The sequence below is a fragment of the Streptomyces sp. NPDC088147 genome (assembly GCF_044741565.1).
GTDB lineage: Bacteria > Actinomycetota > Actinomycetes > Streptomycetales > Streptomycetaceae > Streptomyces.
The window spans coordinates 373745-396960 of sequence record NZ_JBIUSY010000007.1; the positions used below are offsets into that span (position 1 = coordinate 373745).

A 23216-nucleotide genomic window follows, 5' to 3' on the forward strand; every position below is an offset into this window, starting at 1 on the left:
GTGCCCTAGAGGATCACGTGCGGCAGGAAGCGGGCGTACTCGTCGGTGATCAGGCCCGCGGACTCACGGATGCCGAGGCCCGCCGCCTCGTCCTCGACGACCCACGCGCCGAGCACCACGCGGTTGCCGTCGAAGTCGGGCAGCGGCGCCAGCTCCTGGTAGCAGCACGGCTCGTCCCGTAGCACCGGGGGCGCCCCCGGCTCGTGGACGGTGACTCCGGCGCCTTCCCTGCCGAGGAGCGGCTTGGCCACATAGCCGCGGGACGCGGCCAGTTCGCGGGGGCCGTCGAGGTGGGAGGGCAGCAGGTTGGGGTGGCCGGGGTGGAGTTCCCAGAGGATCGCCAGGAGTGCCTTGTTGGAGAGGAGCATCTTCCAGGCGGGTTCGATCCAGCAGGTGGTGCCCGTACCGCCGCCGTTGTCCAGGGTGTCCTGGACATGCGGGCCGAAGCGGTCGGTGGTCAGCCACTCCCAGGGGTAGAGCTTGAAGCAGCTGCGGATGAAGCGCAGCCGGTCGTCGACGAAGCGGCCCGACAACCGGTCCCAGCCGATCTGTTCGACGGAGAGCGCCTCCGTGTCCAGGCCCGCCTGCTGGGCGGTCTCGCGCAGATACGCGACCGTCATCAGGTCCTCGCCCAGTTCGTCGCCGTCGGAGTGCGCGAAGTGCACCGGGCCGGGCGGCAGGAGGCCGGACTGCCGTTTCCAGGCGGCGACCAGGCGTTCGTGCAGGGAGTTCCACTGGTCGGCGTGGGGGAACCGGTCCTCCATCCAGAACCACTGGGCGCTCGCGGCCTCGACCAGTGAGGTGGGGGTGTCGGCGTTGTACTCCAGCATCTTGGCCGGGCCCGTGCCGTCGTAGTGCAGGTCGAACCGTCCGTAGATGGAGGGCAGTTCGGCGCGGCGCCGCCAGGACTCGGCGATCAGGGCGGCGAGCCGGGGGTCGGTGATGCCGAGGTCGGCGAAGCGGTCGTGCTCGACGATATGCGCGGCGGCGCCCAGACACAGCGCGTGCAGCTCTTCGACGACCTCTTCGAGTGCCTCGACCTCGGGCAGCGTGAAGGAGTAGTAGGCGCTCTCGTCCCAGTACGGCCGCAGCGAGTCGTCCGGGTAGCGGGTGAGCGGGTAGATGACGCCCTGCTCCTCGACGATCCGCTGCCAGTCGGGACGGGGCTCCATGGTGTGACGTTTCATCAGCGGAGCACTCTGCCGGTCCGGGGCATCACTCTGTCGGTCCGGGGCATCACTCAGCCGCCGCCGGAGCCGGAGGAGGAGCAGCCGAAACCGCCCCGGTCGACGGCCGACTTGTCGAAGCTGCCGCCGTCGACCTTGCCCTTGCTGCTCTTGCCGCCGTAGTAGTACGAGCCGCTGCCGCCGCTCTTGCATTCGGAGCTGGGCAGGGTCTGCCGGGTCGTCCGGTCGGCGCACCGTTTGTCCGGGTCCGAACCGCAGGAGGTGATCGTGACGGCGAGGACCCCCATGCTCCCGAGCACGACTGTGCTCGACCTCAGCCTCCGTTGACGCGTAGCGGCCATGTGCCCGCCCCTTCCCCCGTTGTTGTCAACCACCATAGGCGGCCCCACCGCCCTGCCGTAAAGGCGGCCGGGCGGTCTTTCCTGGCCGCTGCCCGGGACCGGCCGCTGCCCGGGGCCGACCTCTGTCTGGCGTCGGCCTCTGTCCGGGGCCGGCCTCTGTCCGGGGCTGGGGGCCGGCCTCTGCTCGATGCCGAACTCCGCCCGGGGCCGCTACCGTCCCGCGACGCGCCGGATCTCGCCCTCCTCGGGCAGCAGATCCGTGATCATCTCCCAGACCCGCTTCGCGTCCGTCCGCACCAGCCGTACCGCGCTGTCGGGGCCGACCTGCCCCGGGGCGACCGGTTCCGCGGGCAGTTCACGGTGCCAGTAGCCCAGCGGGCCGCAGTCCCAGACGCCGAAGCCACGGACCGCCACGCCGTCCTGGCCGCCGTCGCGGCCCCGCCAGGCCGCGGTCATGCGCCAGCTGGACCGCAGCTCACCGATCATGTCGGCGAGGAGCGTGAGCGCGGGCTCGTCCAGGGTTCCGGACGGCTCCATCGTGCCGGACGGCTCCAGGGCGGCGGCGGCCGATTCCAGGGCGGCGCGGATGTGGTCCCGTTCCGCGCTGCCGGACGCGGCGGCGGGGACGTCCGCCACGCTCCCGACCCCCGCTTCGAGCGTCGCGACGGTGGTCTCGACGACGGCGAGCCCCGCGTCGCGCACGGCGGCGGACTGCTGGAGGTTCACCATGCCCGCCATCGCCCAGACCAGCGTTTTCGGCTCGACCGTCGTGTACTCGGCCTCGCGCTCCCCGGGCCAGGACTGGTGGGCGACCACATGGTCCTCCCCGATGATCAGCCCGTGGTTCAGGGTGCCCTGACGGCCCGTGGCCTCCAGTGAGACGACCACGACGGGGTTGACGAGCGTCTTCAGCACGGGCAGCAGCAGAACGGACAGCTCACCATCCTGGCCGAGCAGGCCGCACCGCCGCAGTTCGTCCCTGGCCGCGGTGTACTCGTCGGGCACGGGCCGGTCGGTCGCCAGTTCGGTGAGGACGATGACGTGCTCGTCGCTCAGCCGGAAACGGGGCCGGGTGATGTCGTACGAAGGCATGGCGGAACACTCGCTTCACTACTGGGCGCCGGTGGTCGGTCAGGGCGAGAAGGGCGGACAGGGCGGACAGGGCGGGAAGGGCGGATGGGTCGTCAGGTGCCGTGTGCCGGCCGGAACACGCTCAGGACTGGCTCTCCGCGAAGAGCCGGGTGGACCGCGCGAAGGAGGCCCGTACGGCACCGCCCCTGGTCAGCGGGGCCCGGTCCACACCGGCGAAGAGCGAGACGATCGCGATGTCCGCGGCGACGGCCCGGCCCGTCACCCGCACCACCAGCTTCTTGCTCGCGCCGATGCCGGACTGCTTGGCCGTGAGGGAGACGCCCGGGTCCTCGTTGTCGGCCTCCCGGCGCAGGACGTACTGCTTCCGGTTGACCGCCCACAGCCGGTAGTGGTCCCCGCCGTAACGGAAGTGCAGGGCACGGGCCTTGTGCGTGAGCCCGAACCGGTTGCGCCGCAGGTACACCATCGCGTCGCCGACCCTGAGGGTGGACCGGTTGAGCGTCGGCAGGTCCGCCGCCTCGGTGTGGATGCCGCGGGTCTCGAACGTCGCGGTGGGGATGAGCGTGCCGCGCACCTCCGAGACCACGCTGCCCGGGGTCGTCTTCCTGGGCAGCGGGCAGGTCAGCACGATCTCGCCGAACTCCGGGGAGGAGCCCCGGTAGCCCGCGCGCCGCTCGTGCGTGCGGCCCTCCTTCCAGAACTCCAGCGTGATCGGGGCGGTGGCGGTATGCATCGGTCTTCGGTCTCCTTCAGTCGAACGGGTTGAGGGCGCTGCCGAGCTTCTTCGCCCCGCCGGCGATACCGTCCCCGATGTCGGACGCCTTGTCGCCGACCCAGTCCCCGGCCTTCTCGATTCCCTTGCCGATGGCCTCGTGGTTGTCCCAGATCAGGGCGCCCGCGTAGGCCGCGCCGGTGCCGACGGCCAGGCCGAGCGTCACCGGGTTGGGCGCGACGGTCAGAGCCGTCATCGAGGCGCTGAACGCGGTCCCGGTGAGGTCGGTCGCGAACTTCGACGGGTCGGCCTTGATCATGTCGGTGTCGTACGTCGCGAGGTTCGCGACGCCGTACGCCGTCGACGCGACACCGCCCACCACGCCCGCCCCGCGCATCCAGCCGGCCGCCTTCGCGGCGTTCGCCAGGCCGCCCTGCGAGGCCACCCGGGCCAGGTTGGCCTCGGAGGCGGTCGGCATGAAGTAGGCGCCGTTGCGCATGAAGCCGCCGAACATGGCGGCCTCGTCCGATCCGGTCAGGGCCGTGATCATGCCGGGCGGGACACGGGTGAGCAGACTGCCGGGAGCCGCGCCCGCGAGCCGGGTGTTGACCATGCGGCTGAGGAAGGTGCCCGGGGCGTTGGGTATGTCCCCCTTCAACACCTTGACCAGCTTGTACGAGTACAGGCCGGCCGCGGTGAGGGCACCGGTGAACGCGCCCACCGTGATCGCGCCGTTCGACACCTGCGACACCAGCTTCGCCAGCTCGGGATTGCCGGTGAGACGGGTCATGCCGTCGCGCTGGAGGCGCTTGATGTAGTCGTCGAGGGTCTCGTTGTCGCGCTTCTCGAGCCACGCGAGGTCGAGGCGGTCCTGCTTCTGCTGGTCGTCGGACGCCGCCACCTTGCCGGCGTCGCCGTTGAAGCCGGTACCGGCCGTCGCGTCGTTCTTGTTGCCCTGGCCGTCCTTGACCACGGCCTCCAGGTCCTTCTTCAGGTCCGCGTCGGCGTCGTCGACCGCCTTGACGCACCCCTTGATGTACTCCGCCCAGGACTGCTCGCTCGCCCGGATGCTCGTGGCGTAGTCGGGGTCGTGCCGGGTCGCCGCGCGCTCGGCCTCGGTGAGCGACGCGTAGTCGAACGCGACGTTGCCCTGTTCCGAGACCTTCATACCGGCCTTGACCGCGTCCGCGCGGGCGTTCTCCAGCTGTTTCTTCAGCTCGGTGAACTGCTGGTGCGCGTTGCGCAGCAGGGTCGCGGTCGCCTTCGCCTGGGTCTGCGCGGCCTGGTACTCGTAGCGGGTCGCGGCGAAGTTGGTCTCCGCCCGGACGGAGCTGTCGCCGAGCCAGGTGCCGTCCATCGTGATCTTCTGCACGCTGTCGCGGTAGCGCTTCTCGACCTTGTGGAACTCGTCGGCCATCTCCTGCCACTTGTCGGCGGCCGTGCTCAGCCCACCGAAGTCGGTGGTCATGACATCGTGATACGTCAGCATGCTGGATTTCCCCCGTGAGACGACGCGGACGCGTCACGCGGTCCGGGCCTCAGGAGTCCGGACGTCAGGAGTCCGGGCGTCGGGGCACGGCGTGACGGTACGTCGGTACATCAGAACGTCAATCAGTACTTCTCGAAGTTCGACGGGATGCCGCTGATGGTGCCGCGGCGGTCGACATCGGTCTGGGTGAGGATGGTCACCGTCGACCGCAGGGCGCCCTTCTCCGTGTTCAGCCGTCCCACGAGAGTCTTCACCTGGCTCTCCCAGGTGGTCTGCACCGTCTTCAGCCCGGTGGCGGTGGCCCAGCCGGAGAAGGCGCTGACCGCGGAGGTCATCGAGGTATCGGCCCAGTCGCCGGCCTTCTTGGTGTTCGGCTGGAGTTCCGTCTCGATGGTGTTCGCCGCCGCGCGCTTCTGGGCGGGCGTCGAGGCGAGGTTGGGGGCGCCGAGACCCGGCAGCGGTGCGGCGGGACGGTCCGCGTCGGGGACTCTGTTGAGCTGCATGGAGGCGGCGGTACCGCCCTGTGCCGGAGCCCAGCCCTGCTCGAATGCCATCCGTAACCCCCCGGTTTGCGGTGCCGCGATCAAGATTTCGCAGTGGGATTGTATAACTCCGGTCCTCGCGGGCCGCTTTCGGGGAACTGTCACGTCCGATACGCGAGTTACGAGAGGTACGGGAGTGACGGCGCCGTCCGGCTCACGGCAGCACCCGGCACAGTGCGTCCAGCGCGCCCGTCCACGCGCTGTCCGGCGGGGTGGCGTAGCCGACCACCAGGGCGTCGCGCCCCGGCGGCGCCGAGGGGTGGGCGAAGCGGGACAGGCCCTCCACCGCGAGCCCCTGCCAGGCCGCGGCCTCGACCACCGAGCGCTCGGTGCCGGGCGGCAGTTCGAGGACGGCGTGCAGGCCGGCCGCGATGCCGGTCACGCTGATACCGGGCGCCCGGTCCGCCAGCGCCGCCACGAGCTGGTCGCGGCGGCGCCGGTAGCGCAGCCGCATGGAGCGGACATGACGGTCGTACGCGCCCGAGGCGATGAACTCCGCGAGCGTGAGCTGGTCCAGCGCGCTCGTCGCCCACTCGGCCTCGCCCTTCGCCGCCGCCACCTCGCCGACCAGTTCGTCCGGCAGCACCAGCCAGCCGAGCCGCAACCCCGGCGCCAGGGACTTGCTCGCCGTGCCGCAGTACACGACCCGCTCGGGGTCGAGCCCTTGAAGGGCGCCGACGGGCTGGCGGTCGAACCGGAACTCCCCGTCGTAGTCGTCCTCCAGGATCAGCCCGCCCGTACCGCGCGCCCAGTCGACGGCCGCCGCGCGCCGGTCGGGGTGGAGCGCCACGCCGGTCGGGAACTGGTGCGCGGGCGTCAGCAGCACCGCGCCGACGCCACGGGCGCCCGCCGGGTCCGGCGGGTCGGCCAGGTCCTCGGTGCGCGTGCCGAGCGCGTCCAGGGCGAGGGCGGGGGTCCGCAGCCCGGCTCCGGTCAGCAGGTCCCGGTGTATGTCGAGGCCGTACGACTCGGTGGCCACCGCCCGCACCCGGCGCGCGGTCAGGACCTTCCCGAGGAGCGTCAGCCCGTGGAGGAAGCCCGCGCAGACCACGATCCGCCCGGGGTCGGCGTACACACCGCGCGCCCGCGCCAGGTAGTCGGCGAGGACGGTACGCAGTTCGGTCCGGCCCCGCGGGTCGCCGTACCCGAAGGCTTCGTGCGGCGCGGCCGTCAGCGCGCGGCGGGCGGCCGTGAGCCACTGCGCCCGGGGGAACGAGGCGAGGTCGGGGGTGCCCGGCAGCAGGCTGTACGCGGGCCCACGGCGGACCGGCCGCGTTCTGGGCGCGGCGGGCGCGGGTCTGCGGGGCGCGGCGCGCCTGGCCACCAGGGTCCCGGAGCCCTGCCGCGCGGTGAGCCAGCCCTCGGCGACCAGCTCGGCGTACGCGTCGGCGACGGTGTTGCGTGCGATGCCCAGGTCGGCGGCGAGCGAGCGGGAGGACGGCAGGCGGGTGCCGGGCGCGAGACGGCCCGTGCGGACGGCGTCGCGCAGGGCGTCCATGAGCCCTGCGCGCAGCCCGGAGCCCGGTCCGGACCGCGGTCCGGAGCGTGATCCGGACCGCGGTCCGGAACCGTGCAGCTCCAGATGCAGATCGACACCGGCGATCCGCGTATTGGCCCAGGAATCCGTCATGGAAGTGGACCATACCGGTGTGCCACTGGGCGCGTAGCGTCGTACTCATGACGACGACAGAGACGACGACGGACACGACCACGACGGACACGGCGACGACGGACACGGCGACGGACACGGCGAACGGGGCCACGGGAGCCGACGGGGCCAAGGGGTACGCCCCGGAGCACAGCCCCCGTCTGGACATGGCCAAGCTCGCCCCCGAGGTCTACAAGGCCATGGTCCGGCTGGACGCGGCGGCGCGGCGGGGCGTGGATCCGACCCTGCTCGAACTGGTCAAGATCCGCGCCTCCCAGCTCAACCACTGCGCGTTCTGCCTCGACATGCACTCGAAGGACGCGCTGGCGGCCGGCGAGTCGGTGGAGCGGATCATTCAGCTCAGCGCGTGGGAGGAGTCGCGGCACTTCTACACGCCGAAGGAGATCGCGGCGATCGAGCTGACCGAGGCGGTCACCGTGCTGACCGACGGTTTCGTGCCGGACGAGGTGTACGCGAAGGCCGCGGCCCACTTCGACGAGACCGAGCTGGCCCATCTGATCTCCGCGATCACGGTGATCAACGCCTGGAACCGGTTCGGGGTGACCACCCGGATGGCCCCGGGCCACTACACGCCCGGCCAGTTCAAGCACTGATGACGGCCCCGGCCTTCCGCGCCCTGCACCACGGCCGCGCCGCCGCCGACCCGCTGGTCCTGCCGGGCCCGTGGGACGCGGCCAGCGCCCGCGTCTTCGCCGACGCGGGCTTCCCCGCCCTCGCCACGCCGAGCGCGGGGGTCGCGGCCTCGCTCGGTTACGAGGACGGCGCGACCCCGCCCGACGAGATGTTCGCCGCGATCGCGCGCATCGCCCGCGCCGTCTCCGTACCCGTATCGGCGGACGTGGAGGACGGCTACGGCCTCTCCCCCCGCGAACTGACCGGCCGCCTGCTGGACGCGGGCGCGGTCGGCTGCAATCTGGAGGACTCCTCGGACGGCGCCCTCAAGGACCCGCACCGGCACGCGGACTGGCTGGCGGAGGTACGGGCCGCGGCGGGCGACGCCCTGTTCATCAACGCGCGCGTGGACACCTTCATCCGGGGCGTCGACGACCCGGCGGAGGCGGTGGCGCGGGCCCGGCTCTATGTGGCGGCGGGCGCGGACTGCGTCTACCCGATCGCCGCGCCGCCCGGGACACTCCCCGCGCTCCGGACGGGCATCGAGGGCCCGCTCAACACGCTCGCCCTCCCGACGGGCCCGCCCCCGGACGAGCTGGGCCGACTGGGCGCGACCCGCGTCACCTTCGGCCCGCTCCTGCAACGACGCGCGATGACGGCGCTCAGGGAGATCACGGACCACCTCCCGCGCCCGGCCGGCTGAAACGCCGGACTGAGACGCTGGACTGAGACGCCGGACTGAGCCCCGGCGCCCGCCCCCGACAGCCGGACCGGGTTGCCGGTATTGGGCGGGGCGCGCCCGACGACGTGCCGGTCCGTCGTCGGGCCGCCAGTCCCGCTACTTCTTCGTGAGCCACTTCTTCCAGGTCGGGCCATTCGTCGCGACCCACTTCGCGGCCGCTTCCTCCGGCGACAGCTTCTGCTCCGCGATCATCAGGGCGACCTCGTTCTGCTGCTCGGTCGTCCAGGTGAAGTTCTCCAGGAACCGTGCCGCGCTTCCGCCCTTCTTCGCGAAGTCCGCGTTGAGGAACTTCTGGAGCGGGGTGTGCGGGTAGGCGCAGGCGACCTTCTCGGGGTCGGCGTCGCAGCCCTCCTTGTACGCCGGGAGCTTCACCTCCGTCATCGGCACCTTCTGGAACAGCCACTGCGGCTTGTACCAGTAGGTGAGGAAGGGCTTCTTCTCCTTGGCGAACTGCTTGATCTGGGTGATCTGCGCCGCCTCCGAGCCCGCGAAGACGACCTGGTAGTCCAGATCCAGATTGTTCACCAGCGCCTTGTCGTTGGTGACGTACGACGGTGAGCCGTCGAGCAGTTGCCCCTTGCCGCCGCTCTCCGCGGTGCGGAGCTGGGAGGCGTAGGTGTCGAGGTTGCGCCAGTCCGTGACGTCCGGGTGCCGCTCGGCGAAGTACGTCGGTACGAACCAGCCGATGTGGCCGGTGACCCCGAGGCCGCCGCCCGGCGCGATCGTCTTCTTCTCGTCGACGTACCGGGCTTCCTGATCCGGGTGGCCCCAGTCCTCCAGGATGGCGTCGACGCGGCCCTGGCTGAGGGCGTCCCAGGCGGGGACCTCGTCGATCTGGACGGTGTCCACGCGGTAGCCCAGTTCGTGTTCGAGCAGATACGAGGCCACGGCCACATTGGCCTGCGCGCCGACCCAGGACTGCACGGAGAGCGTGACGGTCTTCGCGCCCTGCGCGTTGGCGTACGGGGACGCCTGCTTGGTCATGTCGGCCGCGCCGCAGCCGGTGACGGCGAGCAGGGCGCCCGCCGAGACGAGGGCCAGAGCGGCGTGTGTACGGGTACGAGCCATGTCAGGCCGCCTTCCTGGTCCGGCCGGTACGGCGTTGCGTACGGCGTTGCGCACCGCCTCGCGCACGGCGCTCCGTGGGCTGGGTCACCCGGTCGAGCATCAGACCGAGACAGACGATGGCCGCGCCCGCGACCAGCCCGGTCGCCAAGTCGCCCTGGGCGAGGCCGAACACGACGTCGTACCCGAGCGCCCCGCCGCCCACCAGACCGCCGATGATGACGACGGCGAGGACGAGGACGACGCCCTGGTTGAGCGCGAGACGCAGCGCGGGCCCCGCGAGCGGCAGTTGGACCTGGCGCAGCTGCTGACCGCCGGTCGCGCCGAGCGAGCGCGCCGACTCCATGGCGGCGGGGTCGACCTGGCGCAGGCCCTGGGTGGTGATACGGACGACGGCCGGCAGCGCGTACACGACGGCGGCGGCGACCGCGGGCGCGCGCCCGACGCCGAAGAGCGCGACCACCGGGATCAGATACACGAACTGCGGCAGGGTCTGGAAGACGTCCAGTACGGGCCTGAGCAGCGCTTCCACCCGTGAGCTGCGGGCGGCCGTGATACCCGCGGCGAAACCGATGACGAGTGTGACGGCGACGGCCGCCAGCACCTGCGAGAGCGTGTCCAGCGACGGCTTCCACACCCCGAGGACACCGATCGCGGCCATGGCGAGTACGGCGGTCAGCGCGGTCTGCCAGGTGCCGATCAGCAGCGCGAGCGCGGCGACGAGCAGCAGCACCGCCCACCAGGGCAGGGCCTGGAGGCCGCCGCGCAGCGGGTCGAGCACCCAGGTGGTGAAGTGACCTGCCCAGTCGGCGGTGCCGCCGATGACGGGGACGCCGGAGTAGAGATGGGCGGTCATCCAGTCGACGGCCCGGTTGACGGGCTCGGCGATGTGGACGGTCCAGGTCCCGGGCCAGTCGAGCCGGTCCGTGAGACGTCCGGCGATCGCCACGAGGACGGTCGCCAGGGCCGCGACGGCCCAGCCGAGCCGGCCGCGCCCACCGCGGTGCCCGGCGCCCGGACCGGCACCCGGACCGGCACCCGCACCGGAGCCGGCCGTACGGGAACCGGCCGTACCGGAACTCGCCGTACCGGAACCCGCCGCCGCCGTCGTACGGTCCAGGACCACCGCCAGCAGGACGATCGGCAGCCCCGCCGCCAGCGCCGCGCCCACATCGACCGAGGCCAGCGCCTGGTACACGCGGTCGCCGAGTCCCCCGGCGCCGATCACGGACGCGATCACGGCCATCGAGAGCGCCATCATGATCGTCTGGTTGAGGCCGAGCAGCAGTTGCTTGCGGGCGAGCGGCAGCCGTGCGGTCAGCAGCCGCTGCCGGGCGGTCGCACCGAGCGAGGCGACGGCCTCCATCACCCCGCGGTCAGCCTCGCGCAGCCCGAGCGCGGTCAGCCTGGCCATCGGCGGAGCCGCGTAGACGACGGTCGCGAGGACCGCCGCCGGGACGCCGATGCCGAAGACCAGCACCACGGGCAGCAGATACGCGAAGGCGGGCAGGACCTGCATCGTGTCGAGCAGCGGGCGCAGCGCCCGGTACAGCCGGTCGGAGAGCCCGGCGGCGAGGCCGAGCAGGGCGCCCAGCACCACGGACGCGGTGACGGCGACCACCATGAGAGCAAGCGTCTGCATGGTGGGCACCCACATACCGAGCACGCCGCAGACGGCGAACGACACGGCGGCGGTGAGGGCGAGCCGTACGCCCGCGACCCGCCAGGCGATCAGCCCGGCCGCCGCGGTGACCCCGGCCCAGCCGGCCGCGAGCAGCAGCAGATACACGCCGCGCACGGCGAGCACGACCGCGTTGCTGATGTGCCCGAAGAAGTAGAGGAAGAGCGGGTGGCTGTCGCGGTTGTCGATGATCCAGTCGCTGGCGCCGCCGAGCGGGGCCGACAGATCCACGGTCAGCGCGGCGGGCCAGGCGGTGCCCGGCCAGCGGGTGAGGGCCAGGGGTACGAGGACCGCCGCGAACACGGCGAGCGGCAGCAGTCTGGTGAGCGTGCGGCCGAGGGGCGAGGAGAGCACGGCGGACGGGCCCCCGCGCTCGACGGGCACGGTGGTCGCGGCGGTCATCGGAGCGCCGCCTTCCCGGCCTCCGCCCTCGCTCCGGGAGATCCGGGTGATCCATGGGCTCCAGGTGATCCATGGGCTCCGGGGGATCCGTGGGCTCCAGGTGATCCATGGGCTCCGGGTCGCTCCCCTGACGCCCCTGGACCCGCCGGGCCCGCGCTTCCCCCCTCTTCCGTCGTACCCGCCACCACGTTCAGCAGACGCTCGCGGTCCACGACACCGAGCAGCCTGCCCCCGTCGACCACACGCGCCGCCGCGTCCCCGGAACGCGCCACGGCCTCGATCGCCTCGGAAACGGTCGCGGTCGGCGCCAGCGCGGGCCCGGAGTCGGCGTCGCCCGCCAGCGGGCGCCGCATGGCGGCCCCGACGGTGATGACCTGCTCGCGCGGTACGTCACGGACGAAGTCCCGTACGTACGCGTCGGCCGGCCGGCCCACGATCTCCTCCGGCGTGCCCAGCTGCACGACACGGCCGTCACGCATCAGCGCGATCCGGTCGCCGAGCCGCAGCGCCTCGGTCAGATCGTGCGTGATGAAGACCATCGTGCGGTGCTCCTCGTGGTGCAGCCGGATGACCTCCTCCTGCATGTCACGGCGGATCAGCGGGTCCAGCGCGCTGAACGGCTCGTCGAACAGCAGCACCTGGGGATCCACGGCGAGCGCGCGGGCCAGCCCGACGCGCTGCTGCTGACCACCGGAGAGCTGGCCGGGACGGCGGTCCTCCATCCCGTCGAGGCCGACCTTGCCGATGACCTCGGCGGCCTTCTCGCGGCGCTGGGCCTTGCCCATGCCCTGGATCTCCAGGCCGTAGGCGACGTTGTCGAGGACCGAGCGGTGCGGCAGCAGCCCGAAGTGCTGGAAGACCATCGCGGCCCGGTGGCGCCGCAGTTCGCGCAGCCGGGCCCTGTCCATCGACAGGACATCCTCGCCGTCGATGGCGACCGCGCCGGCCGTCGGCTCGATGAGCCGCGTCAGACAGCGGACGAGCGTGGACTTGCCGGAGCCCGACAGCCCCATGACGACGAACACCTCGCCCTTGCGGACGTCGAAGGAGACGTCGCGTACGGCGGCGGTGCAGCCGGTACGTTCGCGCAGCTCGGCGGCGGTGAGTGAGGCGAGTTCCGGGTCGCCGGGCACTCGCTCGGCCTTGGGGCCGAAGACCTTCCAGAGGCCGCGGACGGCGAAGACCGGCGGCCGTTCCGACACCTCGCTCTCCGTGCCGGGCGGCGTGAGGTCCATGCCCGCCGGGTCGTCTCCGTGTGCCGTCTCCGCCGCTGCCGCCGCGTCGCTCATCGGTTGCACGTCACTCATCGGCTGCGTGTCACTCATCGGCTGCGTGTCGTTCGTCGGCTGCGTGTCGTTCGTCGGTTGCGTGTCGTTCGTCGGTTGCGCGTCGTTCGTCGGCTGCGCGTCGCTCATCGCTTCGGGCCCTTCTGGTCGTCATGAGCCTCGTCACGGCCCTCGGTCAGCAGCTGGGCGCACTTCTCGCCGACCATCAGGACCCCGATCATGGGATTCACCGCCGGCATCGTCGGGAAGACGGAGGCGTCGGCGATACGGATGGCCTCCAGCCCCCGGATCCTCAAGTCGGGTGCCACCACGGCCTGTTCATCGCCGACGGCGCCCATCCGGCAGGTGCCCGCCGGGTGGTACACCGTGTGCGCGCACTTACGGGCGTACTCGCTCAGCTCCTCGTCCGAGGTGACCTCGGGTCCCGGACAGACCTCCCGTTTCAGCCAGCCCGCCAGCGGCTCGGCGGCGGCGACCCGGCGCGCGATCCTGATGCCGTCGACGAGGGTCCGGCCGTCGTAGTCGTCCTCGTCGGTGAAGTAACGGAAGTCCAGGGCCGGTTTGACCTCCGGATCCGCGCTCGTGAGGTAGAGCCGGCCGCGGCTGCGCGGCTTGGGGATGTTCGGGGTCATCGACACGCCGTGCGCGGGGCGCTCGTACCCGAGCCGCTCCGGATTGTCCGTGAACGGGATCTGGTAGAAGTGGAACATCAGGTCGGGCCCCTCGGCCGCCGGATCGCGCCGGACGAACAGCCCCGCGTCGGAGTCCATCGCCGAGTTCTCCGGGATCGGCCCGTCGGTCTCCCAGACGATCACCGACTCGGGGTGGTCGAGGAGGTTCTCCCCGACGCCCGGCAGATCGTGGACGACGGGGATGCCGAGCTTCTCCAGGTCGGCGCGCGGCCCGATGCCGGAGTGCAGCAGCAGCCGGGGGGTGTCCACGGCCCCCGCGCAGACGAGGACCTCACGCCGGGCCTCGATCAGCCGCTCCGCGCCGTCCGCCGTCCGTACGCGCACACCCCGCGCCCGCGTGCCCGCCAGCTCCAGCCGGAACGCCCAGGTCTCCAGCAGCAGACGGAGGTTCGGCCGGTCGAGGAAGGGGTGCAGATACGCGACGGACGCGGACGACCGCTTGTTGTTCTCCGGGTGGTACGCGAGGTCGAAGAAGCCGGCGCCCTCATGGAAGGGCTTCTTGTTGAAGCCCTCGACGCGCGGAACGTCCAGCGCCGCGCGCGCCGCGTCCACGAAGTCACGGGCGATGGGGTTACGGTCCCGCTCGTCCACCGGCACGATGTTGTTCCGCAGTCGGCCGAAGTACGGGTCCATCGCGGCGGAGTCCCAGCCCTCGGCCCCGGCCGCCGCCCACTCGTCCCAGTCGGACGGCAGCGGCTTGAAGGCGATGAGCGTGTTGTGCGAGGAGCAGCCGCCCAGTACCCGGGCCCTGCTGTGCCGGATGTGCGAGTTGCCGCGCGGCTGTTCGGTCGTCGGGTAGTCGTAGTCCAGCTCACCGCCGAGCAGTCCCATCCAGCGCCGCAGCGTCAGCACGTCCTGGCGGTCGACGTCGGAGGGGCCGCCCTCGATGACGGCGACGGTGATGTCCGGGTCCTCGGTGAGGCGGGAGGCGATCACCGATCCGGCGGTGCCGCCGCCGACGACGACGTAGTCGTACACGTCATCGTGCGCGTCATCGTGCGCGTCGTCGCGCGCCTCGTCGTTCACGACATCGCGCACGGACTCGGACTCGGACTCGGGCTTCGGGTCAGGGGCGACCGTTGATCCCATGGCTGGATCTGCTCCTCTGCTTGCGGTGGTGCGGGGGTGCGGGGCGCGAGATGGTCCGGCTGTCCGGCTGTCAGCCCGAGAACCAGCGGACCGGGTGCGGCGCCAAGTTCTGGTAGATGTGCTTGGCCTCGCGGTACTCGGCGAGCCCCGCCGGCCCCAGCTCCCGTCCGATGCCGGACTTGCCGAAGCCGCCCCACTCCGCCTGCGGCAGATACGGGTGGAAGTCGTTGATCCAGACCGTGCCGTGCCGCAGTCGTCCCGCCACGCGCCGCGCGCGCCCCGGGTCCGCGCTCCAGACGCCGCCCGCGAGCCCGTACTCGGTGTCGTTGGCGAGGGCCACGGCTTCGTCCTCCGTACGGAAGGTCTCCACCGTCAGCACGGGTCCGAAGACCTCTTCCCGTACGACCCGCATCTCCCGGTGGCACTGGTCGAGCACGGTCGGCTCGTAGAAGTAGCCCTCGGCGGGCCGGACGTCCGACGGCTCGGGCCGCTTGCCGCCGGAGCGCAGCACGGCTCCCTCGGCCAGCGCGGAGGCGACGTACTCCTCGGTCTTCGCCAGCTGCCGCGCGGAGACGAGCGGTCCGCACTCCACGCCCTGCTCCGTACCGCGTCCGAGCCGGATCCGCGTGGCGCGGCGGGCGAGTTCACCGACGAAGCGCTCGCGTACGGACTCCTCGATGATCAGCCGCGCACCGGCGGAGCAGACCTGGCCGCTGTGGATGAACGCGGCGTTCAGCGCCTGGTCGACGGCGGTGTCGAAGCCCTCGTCGGTGGCGCAGGCGTCCGCGAAGACGACGTTCGGGTTCTTGCCGCCGAGTTCGAGGGCGACCTTCTTCACGCCGGGCGCGGCGGCGCGCATGACCCGCGTACCGCTGCTGAGCCCGCCGGTGAACGAGACGAGGTCGACGTCCGGGTGTTCGGACATCCGGGCGCCCACCGGATCGCCCGCGCCGGTCACCAGATTGGCGACGCCGGGCGGCAGGCCCGCCTCGGCGAGCAGGTCGATGAGGTCGACCGTGGTGAGCGGGGTCAGCTCGCTCGGTTTGACGACGAAGGTGTTGCCCGCGGCGAGGGCCGGGGCGATCTTCCAACTCGCCTGCAACAGCGGGTAGTTCCAGGGGGTGATCAGCGCGCAGACGCCGACCGGTTCGTGGACGACCACGCTGTGGACGGTGTCCGAGCCGGCGTCGACGACCCGGCCGCCGCTCTCGTTCATCACGAGATCCGCGAAGTAGCGGAAGGCGTCGGCGACGCAGTCGACGTCGACGCGCCCCTCCTCCAGCGTCTTGCCCGCGTCCCTGCTCTCCAGCAGGGCTATCTTCTCGCGGTTGCGGATCAGCAGGTCGGCGGTCGTCCGCAGCAGCCGGGCCCGCTCGGCGACCGGGGTACGGGGCCACGGGCCCTCGTCGAAGGCCGTACGCGCGGCGGCGATCGCGGCGTCGGCATCCTGGGCGCCGCCCTCGGACACGACGGCGAGGACCGTCCCGTCGGCGGGGTCGAGGATGTCCCGTGTGGCACCGGAGGCGGCTTCACGCCACTTTCCGTCCACATGAATCGTCTGTTGTGCCGACACGTCGCGTATCGCCTTCCATCCCGGAGCATTCACCACCAGCAAGAACTGGCGATCCGGGCGCCTGCCCCACGGCGCGGAAAGCATGCGTGCCGGGTGACCGAAAGTGCTCCGGGTCACCCGGCCGGGGCATGTCCGCCGGTCCGCACCCCCGCGCCGGACCGGCGATCCGCCGGGTCACTCCTCGTCGGGCTCGTCCCGTACGGTCAGTCCGGCCACCCACAGCGGCATCAGCCAGTGCGGGACCAGGACCCCGATCAGTACGGGACTGACCAGCGCCTCGACCCGTACGTCCCCGAGCCAGCCGAGGAAACCGATGCCGACGGCGGCAATCAGCAGCAGGACCGAGGTCAGCCGGTGGGCGCGCGCGAGGACGCGGTCACGCTCCCTGAGCTGACGCTCGTCCAGCGCACGGCCGCGCAGCTCCAGCAGTCCGCGCGTGGCGCCATTGATCACGCCGGTCGCGAGGCACCACGGCAGCAGCACTCCGAGGAGGACGAACACGGGCCACATCCGCTCGGAGAAGACCATGAGGGTCCAGCCCGAGACACCCACCGCGGTCAGGGCGATATGCGCGCAGACGACGGCGCGCCTGCGCGCGGGCGTCGCGTAGAACGGCCGCCCGTCACGCCTGTTCATCAGCGCGTACATCCGCTGGTCGCGCTTCGTCAGTCCTGTGGTCATCACTGTTTCCTCCCGTAGACCTCGTCCGTGAGCGGGCTGAAGGGTTCGAGGGAGAACAACGCCTCCACGGGGAGGCGGAAGAACTCCGCGATCCTCAGCGCCAGGTCGAGGCTGGGGTTGTACTGACCCCGTTCGATATAGCCCACGGTCTGGTAGTGGGCCCCTACCGCCTCGGCCAACTGCTGCCTGGACACTTTCCGTTCGGCCCTGACGACTGCCAGCCTGTTGTGCACCTGCTCGCTCATGTATAAGAAGTACTACATTCGAGGGCAGGTGCGCAACAACTCGCACGCGGGGGCTGAGAAGTTGAGGAGTCGAGGAGTTGCGGAGTTGCGGAGTTGCGGAGTTGCGGAGTTGCGAAAGGCCCTGGACCGCGGTGTACGCGGTCCAGGGCCTTTCGGAAGATCGGAGAGGGGCGGGTGGGGTCAGATGAGACCCAGCTCGCGCACCGCGTCGCGCTCCTCGGCCAGTTCCCGCACCGACGCGTCGATCCGGGTCCGCGAGAAGTCGTTGATCTCCAGGCCCTGGACGATCTCGTACACACCGTTCTTGGTGGTGACGGGGAAGGAGGAGATGAGCCCCTCCTCGACACCGTAGGAACCGTCCGACGGGATACCCATGGAGGTCCAGTCGCCCTCGGCCGTGCCGTTGACCCAGGTGTGGATGTGGTCGATGGCGGCGTTGGCGGCGGAGGCGGCCGAGGAGGCGCCACGGGCCTCGATGATCGCCGCGCCGCGCTTGGCGACGGTCGGGATGAAGGTGTCGGCCAGCCACGCCTCGTCGTTGACGGTCTCCGCGGCGTTCTTGCCGGCGATCTCCGCGTGGAAGATGTCCGGGTACTGCGTGGCGGAGTGGTTGCCCCAGATCGTCAGCCGCTTGATGTCGGAGACGGCGGCGCCGGTCTTCGCGGCGAGCTGCGAGATGGCGCGGTTGTGGTCGAGGCGGGTCATCGCGGTGAAGCGCTCGGCCGGTACGTCGGGCGCGGCGGCGCGTGCGATCAGCGCGTTGGTGTTGGCCGGGTTGCCGACGACGAGGACCTTGATGTCGTCAGCGGCGTGGTCGTTGATGGCCTTGCCCTGCGGCTTGAAGATGCCGCCGTTGGCCGCGAGCAGGTCGCCGCGCTCCATGCCCTTGGTACGGGGACGGGCGCCGACCAGCAGCGCCACGTTGGCACCGTCGAAGGCGACGTTCGGGTCGTCCGTGATCTCGATGCCGCTGAGCAGCGGGAAGGCGCAGTCATCCAGTTCCATCGCGGTGCCCTCGGCGGCCTTGAGGCCCTGCGGGATCTCAAGAAGACGCAGCTTGACCGGCACGTCCGAGCCGAGCAGATGACCGGAGGCGATGCGGAAGAGCAGCGCGTAGCCGATCTGGCCGGCCGCGCCGGTGACGGTGACATTCACGGGAGTGCGGGTCATGGCGATCTCCGTAAGACAGCTGGCGGTGGGGGTCCCTGCCCCTGGTGCGGGACATCTCCCCATCGCTGAACTGAATCTTGACGTGAAGAGATATCCAGCGGTCAGGCTATCCGACCCGGGAGACCCCACACCCACGCACCCTTGTGGCGCGGCTCACGAAGGGGGCGGGACGGCGTGGCGCGGCGCGGCGGCGCCGTGGCACGCGGGACGTACGAGGGAGGGGCGGGCGCTGGGGGGCGAGCGCCCGGGGGGTGCGGGCGCCCAGAGGAACGGGGCGGGCGCCGGGCGCGGGCCGGGCGCCGGTCACCGTACCGGGGTACAGCCCGTCTCGCCCGAGGCGAGCGTCGCGCATGCCTTGGCGCCCTTGGCCTCCGGTGCGGCGACCATCGGGGTGTAGGCGTTCGTGGCCGTCTCGACCTCGCCGGTCTGACCGCTCGTCTCCCCGCCCGCGGTGATCCGCACCTCGTCGCCCGTGACCGCCTGGGTGATCCGGGCCCAGGCCGCCGAGCACGTCTTGCTGTAGCGGACCTCGATCAGGGTCGTACCGACGGTCGCGCGGGAGACGGTCTCGACGAACTCGCCGCCGCAGCCCATCTCTTCGGGGTCCTTCCCGGTGCAGGCGTCGCCGCCGCACTTCACCCCGGCCGGCAGTACGGGGGCGCTGCTGGACGGCGAGGGCGAGGGCGACGGGGACTCGGCGACGGTCCGCTCACCGCTGTCACCGCCGATGCCGGTCAGCAGCACCGCGGCGGCTGTCACCAGCGCCGCGCCCACGGCACTCGCGACGACGACCGTCATCTTCCGCCGGCCGCGCTTCGGGCCCGCCGACGGCGGTCCGGCGGGAGACGGGCCTCCCGGTCGCGGCGGACCGCCGGGACCCCGCTGCTGCGGTACGGAGGGCGCGCCGGGCCCGCGCATGACGCCGAAGTCGATGGTCGCACCGGCGGAGTGGCCCCCGGGACCTCCCGGGCCACTGGTGCCGACGGCCCCGCCCGACCTGCCCGACCTGCCCGATCCGCCGGGTCCGCCGGGTCCGCCGGGTCCGCCCGGCCCGGCCGACCCCGCCGACCGGGCCGACTTGCCGGACCCGCCGACCGGATTCTGGCCGAACTCCCCGAGCGCCGAACGCGCCTGGGAGATCCGTATCGCCTCCATCGTCATGTCGTGGCGCATCTCGGACCGGCTCCAGGCGCGCTCCGCCAGCTCCCACATCGTGGTCAGATGCCCCTGATGCGTGCCGGTCACCTCGGCCAGCGCGACGATCGCGCCCTTGGGCGCGAGCAGCCGCCCGTTCAGATAGCGCTCCCACGACGTCTTGCTGTAGCCGGTCCTGTCGGACACGGCGGCGATGCTCAGACCACTGCGGTCGACAAGCCCGCGCAACTGGCTCGTGAACTCGCTGACCTCCGGATCGAGCTCCTCCGGTAGCGCCTTCCAACGAGGCATCTGTGCCTCCCCCTTGTCCCCCCGCACGTGCTGGATGTGCCCCGCGCTGTCATCCCCCGCCGCCGCTGCCCTCCCCGGCAGTCGACAGCGCGCAGGAGCATTCGGGACGGTCCTCGCGCCCCGTTGCGCGCCCCCGTACCGAACCCCGCACAGTCTCGCATCCGTTGTCGGTTGATCACACCACGGCGGAATGGTCACTTCCGTGCCACCCGTACGACGGTCGACGCGCAAGCGGACGGCGGGTGTTCACGGCGCGGGCACCCGGGGCGCCAGGCCCAGACACTCCTGTTCGCCGCCGCCTTCGGGCAGGAGACAGGCCCGCGCCTCGGACGGATCGTCGGCCGGCACCATCGGCGTCACGAGATAACGTCCGGTGTCCCGCCGGGCGACCGCCGCGATCTGCTGTTCCCGCCGGCCCGGTACGGTCAGCACGACCCGGTCCCCCACGCGCAGCCCGGTCGCCCGCACCCACACCGTGCGGCACGTTTCGCCGTACCGCAGTTGCAGCCGCTGGCCGCCCGTTGCGGTGAGTGAGCCGAGCGTGGTCATCGCGCCTTCGACGCCGCACTCCATGGGCGCCGGAGCCTCGCCTTCGCACGCCGGACCGGTGCAGCCGGGCCGCAGCGGGCCGGCCGTGCTCCACACCACGTCCTCGGGGACGTCCCGCCGTAGTCCGTCGTCGCCCGACAGCCAGGCCGCGAGCATCGTCGCCACGGTGACGACAGCCACCACGGCCGTCGCGGCGAGCACCGCGGTACGGCGTCTGCCGCGCGGCCCTCCCGGCGGCGGTGACGTCGGTGATGCGGGTGATGCCAGTGATGCCAGTGATGCGGACGATGCCGGTGATGCGGACGGCGTCTTCGGCGTCGCCGAGCCCGCCTGTCCTGCCAGTGCCGCCGGTCCCGCCGATTCCGCCGGTCCCCCTTGGCCCGTCCGCGCGGGTACGGGTGGCGGCGGGGAGGGCCCTCGCGCAGCCCCGACTCCGGCCCCGGCTCCGGCTTTCGCCCCGGCTTTGGTGTCCGCGGCGGCCCGGCCGCTCCACGCCGCGTCCGCCAGCTCCCAGAGCGCGAGCAGCCGCCCCGGTGGCTCGCCCGCCAGCGCGCACAGGGCCGTCACCGCCTGCCGCGGCAGGGGCTTCGTACCGTTGAGATAGCGCTGCCAGGACGACTTGCTGTACGGCGTACGCCCGGCGAGCGCGACCAGGCTCAGCCCCGTACGGGCGCGGAGCGCGCTCAGCTCGCCCGCGAGCCGCTCGCACTCCGCCGCCGGCTTCTCGACCACCGGCTTCTCGACCACCGGCTTCTCGACCACTGGCTTCTCGACCGCCGTTTTCTCGACCGACGGCTTCTCCGCCGTCCGCTTCTCCGCCCCCGGCTTCTCCGCCGCGTTCTCCAACGCGCCGCTCACCGGCGCAACTCCGCCCAGGTGTCAGGCCCCACGATGCCGTCGCTGACCAGCCTCCGCGCCTTCTGGAACTCCTGTACGGCGGACTCCACGCCCGGACCGTACAGCCCGTCGATCTCCCCCGGGTCGAAACCGTGGCGCTGCAAATGGCACTGCACCTCGACCACATCGGGTCCACTGCCGTTGATGCCGACCAGCGCTTCGACGGTGGTGCTGTGCCCGGCGTAGGCCGCGCCGTCCTTGCGTCCCTCGTGGTCGCAGTCGTACGTACGCCCGGGACCGTACGTCACCTGCTGCGCGGTCTCGTCGCTCCCGCCCCCGTCGCCGCCGGCCACCAGCAGCCCCGCCGCGAAGGCCACGGCCGCGGCCACGAGCGCACCGGCGAGCGCGTACCGTAACGGCACCCGCCGACCGGACGGACGCGACCCCGGCTCCGGGACACCGGGCTCCGGGACAACGGAGGTTCGTGTCCCGGACGGCTCGTCCGCGACCGCCGCCGCGCCCGCCTCCTCCCCCTGCCCCTCGCTCTCGCTCTCGCCCACCGCACCCGTCCCGGCGACGGGCTCGGTGACGGGCTCGGTGACGGGCTCGGCAGCGGGCTCGGGCGGTTGCCGTTCGGCCACTTCGTGCAGGACGAGCAGCTTCGTCGGATCCGTTCCGCAGACCTTGGCCAGTTCCTCGACGGCCTTCCGGGGCACCGGCTGTTTTCCGTTGAGATAGCGCTCCCAGGAGGAGCGGCTGTATCCCGTCTTCGCCGCGAGCGCGGCGAGTCCGAGGCCGGAGTGATCCTTCAACCGTCTCAACTGAACGATCAGTTGGCGGTCTCTCTCGGGCAGTTCTGACGGGAGCGATTTCCAACGCGGCATGTCCACCTCATGCGTGATCGGGCCCCTTCGGGTTCCACGTCCCCTTTACTCCCCGCGAACGACGGCCCCGCAACACCCGGTTCCGCGGGCGGCACCGACCCGCCGCCATCCGGCCAGGCCGCCACGCCGCCGCACCGGGTCGGCGGCGTCCCACGACGTCCCACGGGGTGTGGCGTTCCCGCTGGTCAGGGTCGCCCGCGTCCCACAGATGCCCGGTTCGACGAGCTTGCCTGGCGGCGGTACGAGGTGACGCGGAACAGTCTGTGGTGCACACCGGGCGGCGCGGTCCACCCCGCGCCGCCCTTACGTGGTCACGGAACGGGCGCGCACACGGACGGTGGTCCGTCCTCCTCGGGGGAGAGGACGGGCCGCCGTCACGGGCGGCTGTCACGGACCGGCGCCACGGACCGACCGACGCCACGGGCCGCCGTCACGGACCGACGTCACAGGCCGACGCCACGGGCCGTGGACGCGCTACGGAACCGTCGAGTGGACGACATCCTCAAGGAACGGGATCTCCAGCCACGGCTTGGGCTGCGTCATCAGGCTGAGCAGCACGATCGCGAGACCCAGCAGGCCGTACGTGAGCATGTCGGTGAAGCGTGACCGTACGGCCAGCATGCCCACGGAGGGCAGCACGCGCCGCAGGACAGCGCCACCGATCAGGGCCACGCCGATCAGGATGGTGCCGATCCGGAACGCCTCCGCGAAGGGGTGCGTACCGACGATCAGCAGTCCCAGACCGGTCGTCCCGAGGACGCTGAGCAGGGGCCACTGCCGGGCGGGTGCCGGGGCGTCCGAGGGCGCGGCCCGGCCGCCGCCCTCGGGCCGTGCGGTGTCCCGGGTGAGCGAGAACCGCCGGTCGTGCTGCTCCGAGGCCCCGGTCCCGTCCGAAGCACCCGGGGCGTCTGCCGTGCCCGGGGCGCCGGCCGTGCCGGGGTCAACGGTCACGTCCGGGGCGTCGGCCGTGTCCCGGGCACCGGTCACGTCCGGGGCCGAGGCGTCCGTGCGCTCCGCGCCCGTCGCCCTCTCGGCGGCCCCGTTACCCTCCGCCGCCACCGTGCTCTTCGTCACGGTGTCGGCGCCAAGAGCGCTCGCGGCCACCACCGGCCCCGGGTCCCCGACCGCCTGCCCGTCGGTCTCCGGCGCCTGCCGTGTCCCGCGCCGCGACCGGGCCGCGTCGCCCGCGCTCGTACCAGCACCCATCAGTGGCGCCCCTTTCCGGTTCGG

Annotated in this window: 21 protein-coding genes; 2 read left to right on the forward strand and 19 right to left on the reverse strand. The window is 72.0% G+C overall.

The features are described from left to right. Nucleotides 1-5: 5 nt before the first annotated feature. The 7 genes from ACIOGX_RS25300 to ACIOGX_RS25330 all read right to left on the reverse strand — a co-directional run bounded on the left by ACIOGX_RS25300 (nucleotide 6) and on the right by ACIOGX_RS25330 (nucleotide 6993). Nucleotides 6-1187, reverse strand: coding sequence for a glutathionylspermidine synthase family protein (locus tag ACIOGX_RS25300; protein ID WP_356515842.1), 1182 nt, complete (start codon nucleotides 1185-1187; stop codon nucleotides 6-8). A gap of 53 nt (nucleotides 1188-1240) precedes the next feature. Continuing rightward, nucleotides 1241-1528, reverse strand: coding sequence for a hypothetical protein (locus tag ACIOGX_RS25305; protein WP_129770762.1), 288 nt, complete (start codon nucleotides 1526-1528; stop codon nucleotides 1241-1243). A 210-nt stretch (nucleotides 1529-1738) separates the two neighbouring features. After that, nucleotides 1739-2620, reverse strand: coding sequence for a histidine kinase (locus ACIOGX_RS25310; RefSeq protein ID WP_401916425.1), 882 nt, complete (start codon nucleotides 2618-2620; stop codon nucleotides 1739-1741). 121 nt (nucleotides 2621-2741) lie between these two features. Beyond that, nucleotides 2742-3353, reverse strand: coding sequence for a hypothetical protein (locus ACIOGX_RS25315; protein WP_401916428.1), 612 nt, complete (start codon nucleotides 3351-3353; stop codon nucleotides 2742-2744). A gap of 16 nt (nucleotides 3354-3369) precedes the next feature. Next, the gene (locus ACIOGX_RS25320) at nucleotides 3370-4821 is read right to left on the reverse strand and encodes a hypothetical protein (RefSeq protein ID WP_356515838.1); all 1452 of its coding nucleotides are present in this window, start codon (nucleotides 4819-4821) and stop codon (nucleotides 3370-3372) included. 122 nt (nucleotides 4822-4943) lie between these two features. Further along, the gene (locus ACIOGX_RS25325) at nucleotides 4944-5375 is read right to left on the reverse strand and encodes a hypothetical protein (RefSeq protein ID WP_129770766.1); all 432 of its coding nucleotides are present in this window, start codon (nucleotides 5373-5375) and stop codon (nucleotides 4944-4946) included. A 142-nt stretch (nucleotides 5376-5517) separates the two neighbouring features. After that, entirely contained in the window at nucleotides 5518-6993 is a 1476-nt protein-coding gene (locus tag ACIOGX_RS25330; RefSeq protein ID WP_356515836.1) for a PLP-dependent aminotransferase family protein, read from the reverse strand. 47 nt (nucleotides 6994-7040) lie between these two features. Here ACIOGX_RS25330 and ACIOGX_RS25335 point away from each other — a divergent pair, with 47 nt between their 5' ends. Together ACIOGX_RS25335 and ACIOGX_RS25340 are read left to right on the forward strand one after the other, a co-directional pair. Continuing rightward, the gene (locus tag ACIOGX_RS25335; protein WP_401916433.1) at nucleotides 7041-7625 is read left to right on the forward strand and encodes a carboxymuconolactone decarboxylase family protein; all 585 of its coding nucleotides are present in this window, start codon (nucleotides 7041-7043) and stop codon (nucleotides 7623-7625) included. Further along, a complete protein-coding gene (locus ACIOGX_RS25340) occupies nucleotides 7625-8347 on the forward strand; it encodes an isocitrate lyase/phosphoenolpyruvate mutase family protein (protein ID WP_401916436.1) in 723 nt (240 codons plus the stop codon). The genes ACIOGX_RS25335 and ACIOGX_RS25340 overlap by 1 nt, the downstream gene beginning before the upstream one ends. Nucleotides 8348-8482: 135 nt before the next feature. Here the strand turns inward: ACIOGX_RS25340 and ACIOGX_RS25345 are convergent, their stop codons facing one another. The 12 genes from ACIOGX_RS25345 to ACIOGX_RS25400 form a co-directional block, all read right to left on the reverse strand. Then, nucleotides 8483-9454 (reverse strand): ABC transporter substrate-binding protein, encoded by a 972-nt coding sequence (locus ACIOGX_RS25345; RefSeq protein ID WP_401916439.1) that lies wholly within the window; start codon nucleotides 9452-9454, stop codon nucleotides 8483-8485. A 1-nt stretch (nucleotide 9455) separates the two neighbouring features. Continuing rightward, on the reverse strand, nucleotides 9456-11534 hold the full coding sequence (locus tag ACIOGX_RS25350; RefSeq protein ID WP_401916442.1) for an ABC transporter permease: 2079 nt from the start codon (nucleotides 11532-11534) through the stop codon (nucleotides 9456-9458). Further along, entirely contained in the window at nucleotides 11531-12769 is a 1239-nt protein-coding gene (locus tag ACIOGX_RS25355; RefSeq protein WP_383965998.1) for a betaine/proline/choline family ABC transporter ATP-binding protein, read from the reverse strand. Before ACIOGX_RS25355 ends, ACIOGX_RS25350 begins: the two co-directional genes overlap by 4 nt. A 176-nt stretch (nucleotides 12770-12945) precedes the next feature. Then, on the reverse strand, nucleotides 12946-14601 hold the full coding sequence (locus tag ACIOGX_RS25360) for a GMC family oxidoreductase (protein WP_401916445.1): 1656 nt from the start codon (nucleotides 14599-14601) through the stop codon (nucleotides 12946-12948). A 70-nt stretch (nucleotides 14602-14671) separates the two neighbouring features. After that, the gene (locus ACIOGX_RS25365; protein ID WP_401916448.1) at nucleotides 14672-16174 is read right to left on the reverse strand and encodes an aldehyde dehydrogenase family protein; all 1503 of its coding nucleotides are present in this window, start codon (nucleotides 16172-16174) and stop codon (nucleotides 14672-14674) included. A gap of 174 nt (nucleotides 16175-16348) precedes the next feature. Further along, complete coding sequence (locus tag ACIOGX_RS25370; RefSeq protein ID WP_356515819.1) at nucleotides 16349-16855, reverse strand: hypothetical protein; 507 nt, start codon at nucleotides 16853-16855, stop codon at nucleotides 16349-16351. Continuing rightward, the gene (locus ACIOGX_RS25375) at nucleotides 16855-17100 is read right to left on the reverse strand and encodes a helix-turn-helix transcriptional regulator (RefSeq protein WP_356515817.1); all 246 of its coding nucleotides are present in this window, start codon (nucleotides 17098-17100) and stop codon (nucleotides 16855-16857) included. Before ACIOGX_RS25375 ends, ACIOGX_RS25370 begins: the two co-directional genes overlap by 1 nt. Nucleotides 17101-17280: 180 nt before the next feature. Then, entirely contained in the window at nucleotides 17281-18270 is a 990-nt protein-coding gene (locus ACIOGX_RS25380; protein ID WP_129770777.1) for a malate dehydrogenase, read from the reverse strand. A gap of 303 nt (nucleotides 18271-18573) precedes the next feature. Beyond that, nucleotides 18574-19716 carry a DUF2690 domain-containing protein gene (locus ACIOGX_RS25385; RefSeq protein WP_401916453.1) on the reverse strand — a complete coding sequence of 381 codons (1143 nt, stop codon included), beginning with the start codon at nucleotides 19714-19716 and terminating at the stop codon, nucleotides 18574-18576. 246 nt (nucleotides 19717-19962) lie between these two features. Further along, entirely contained in the window at nucleotides 19963-21123 is a 1161-nt protein-coding gene (locus ACIOGX_RS25390; RefSeq protein WP_401916455.1) for a helix-turn-helix domain-containing protein, read from the reverse strand. Then, entirely contained in the window at nucleotides 21120-21986 is an 867-nt protein-coding gene (locus ACIOGX_RS25395) for a peptidoglycan-binding protein (protein WP_401916458.1), read from the reverse strand. Before ACIOGX_RS25395 ends, ACIOGX_RS25390 begins: the two co-directional genes overlap by 4 nt. Before the next feature lie 474 nt (nucleotides 21987-22460). Then, nucleotides 22461-23192: a DUF3017 domain-containing protein gene (locus ACIOGX_RS25400; protein WP_401916461.1), complete on the reverse strand. Its 732-nt coding sequence runs from the start codon at nucleotides 23190-23192 to the stop codon at nucleotides 22461-22463. Nucleotides 23193-23216 lie beyond the last annotated feature (24 nt).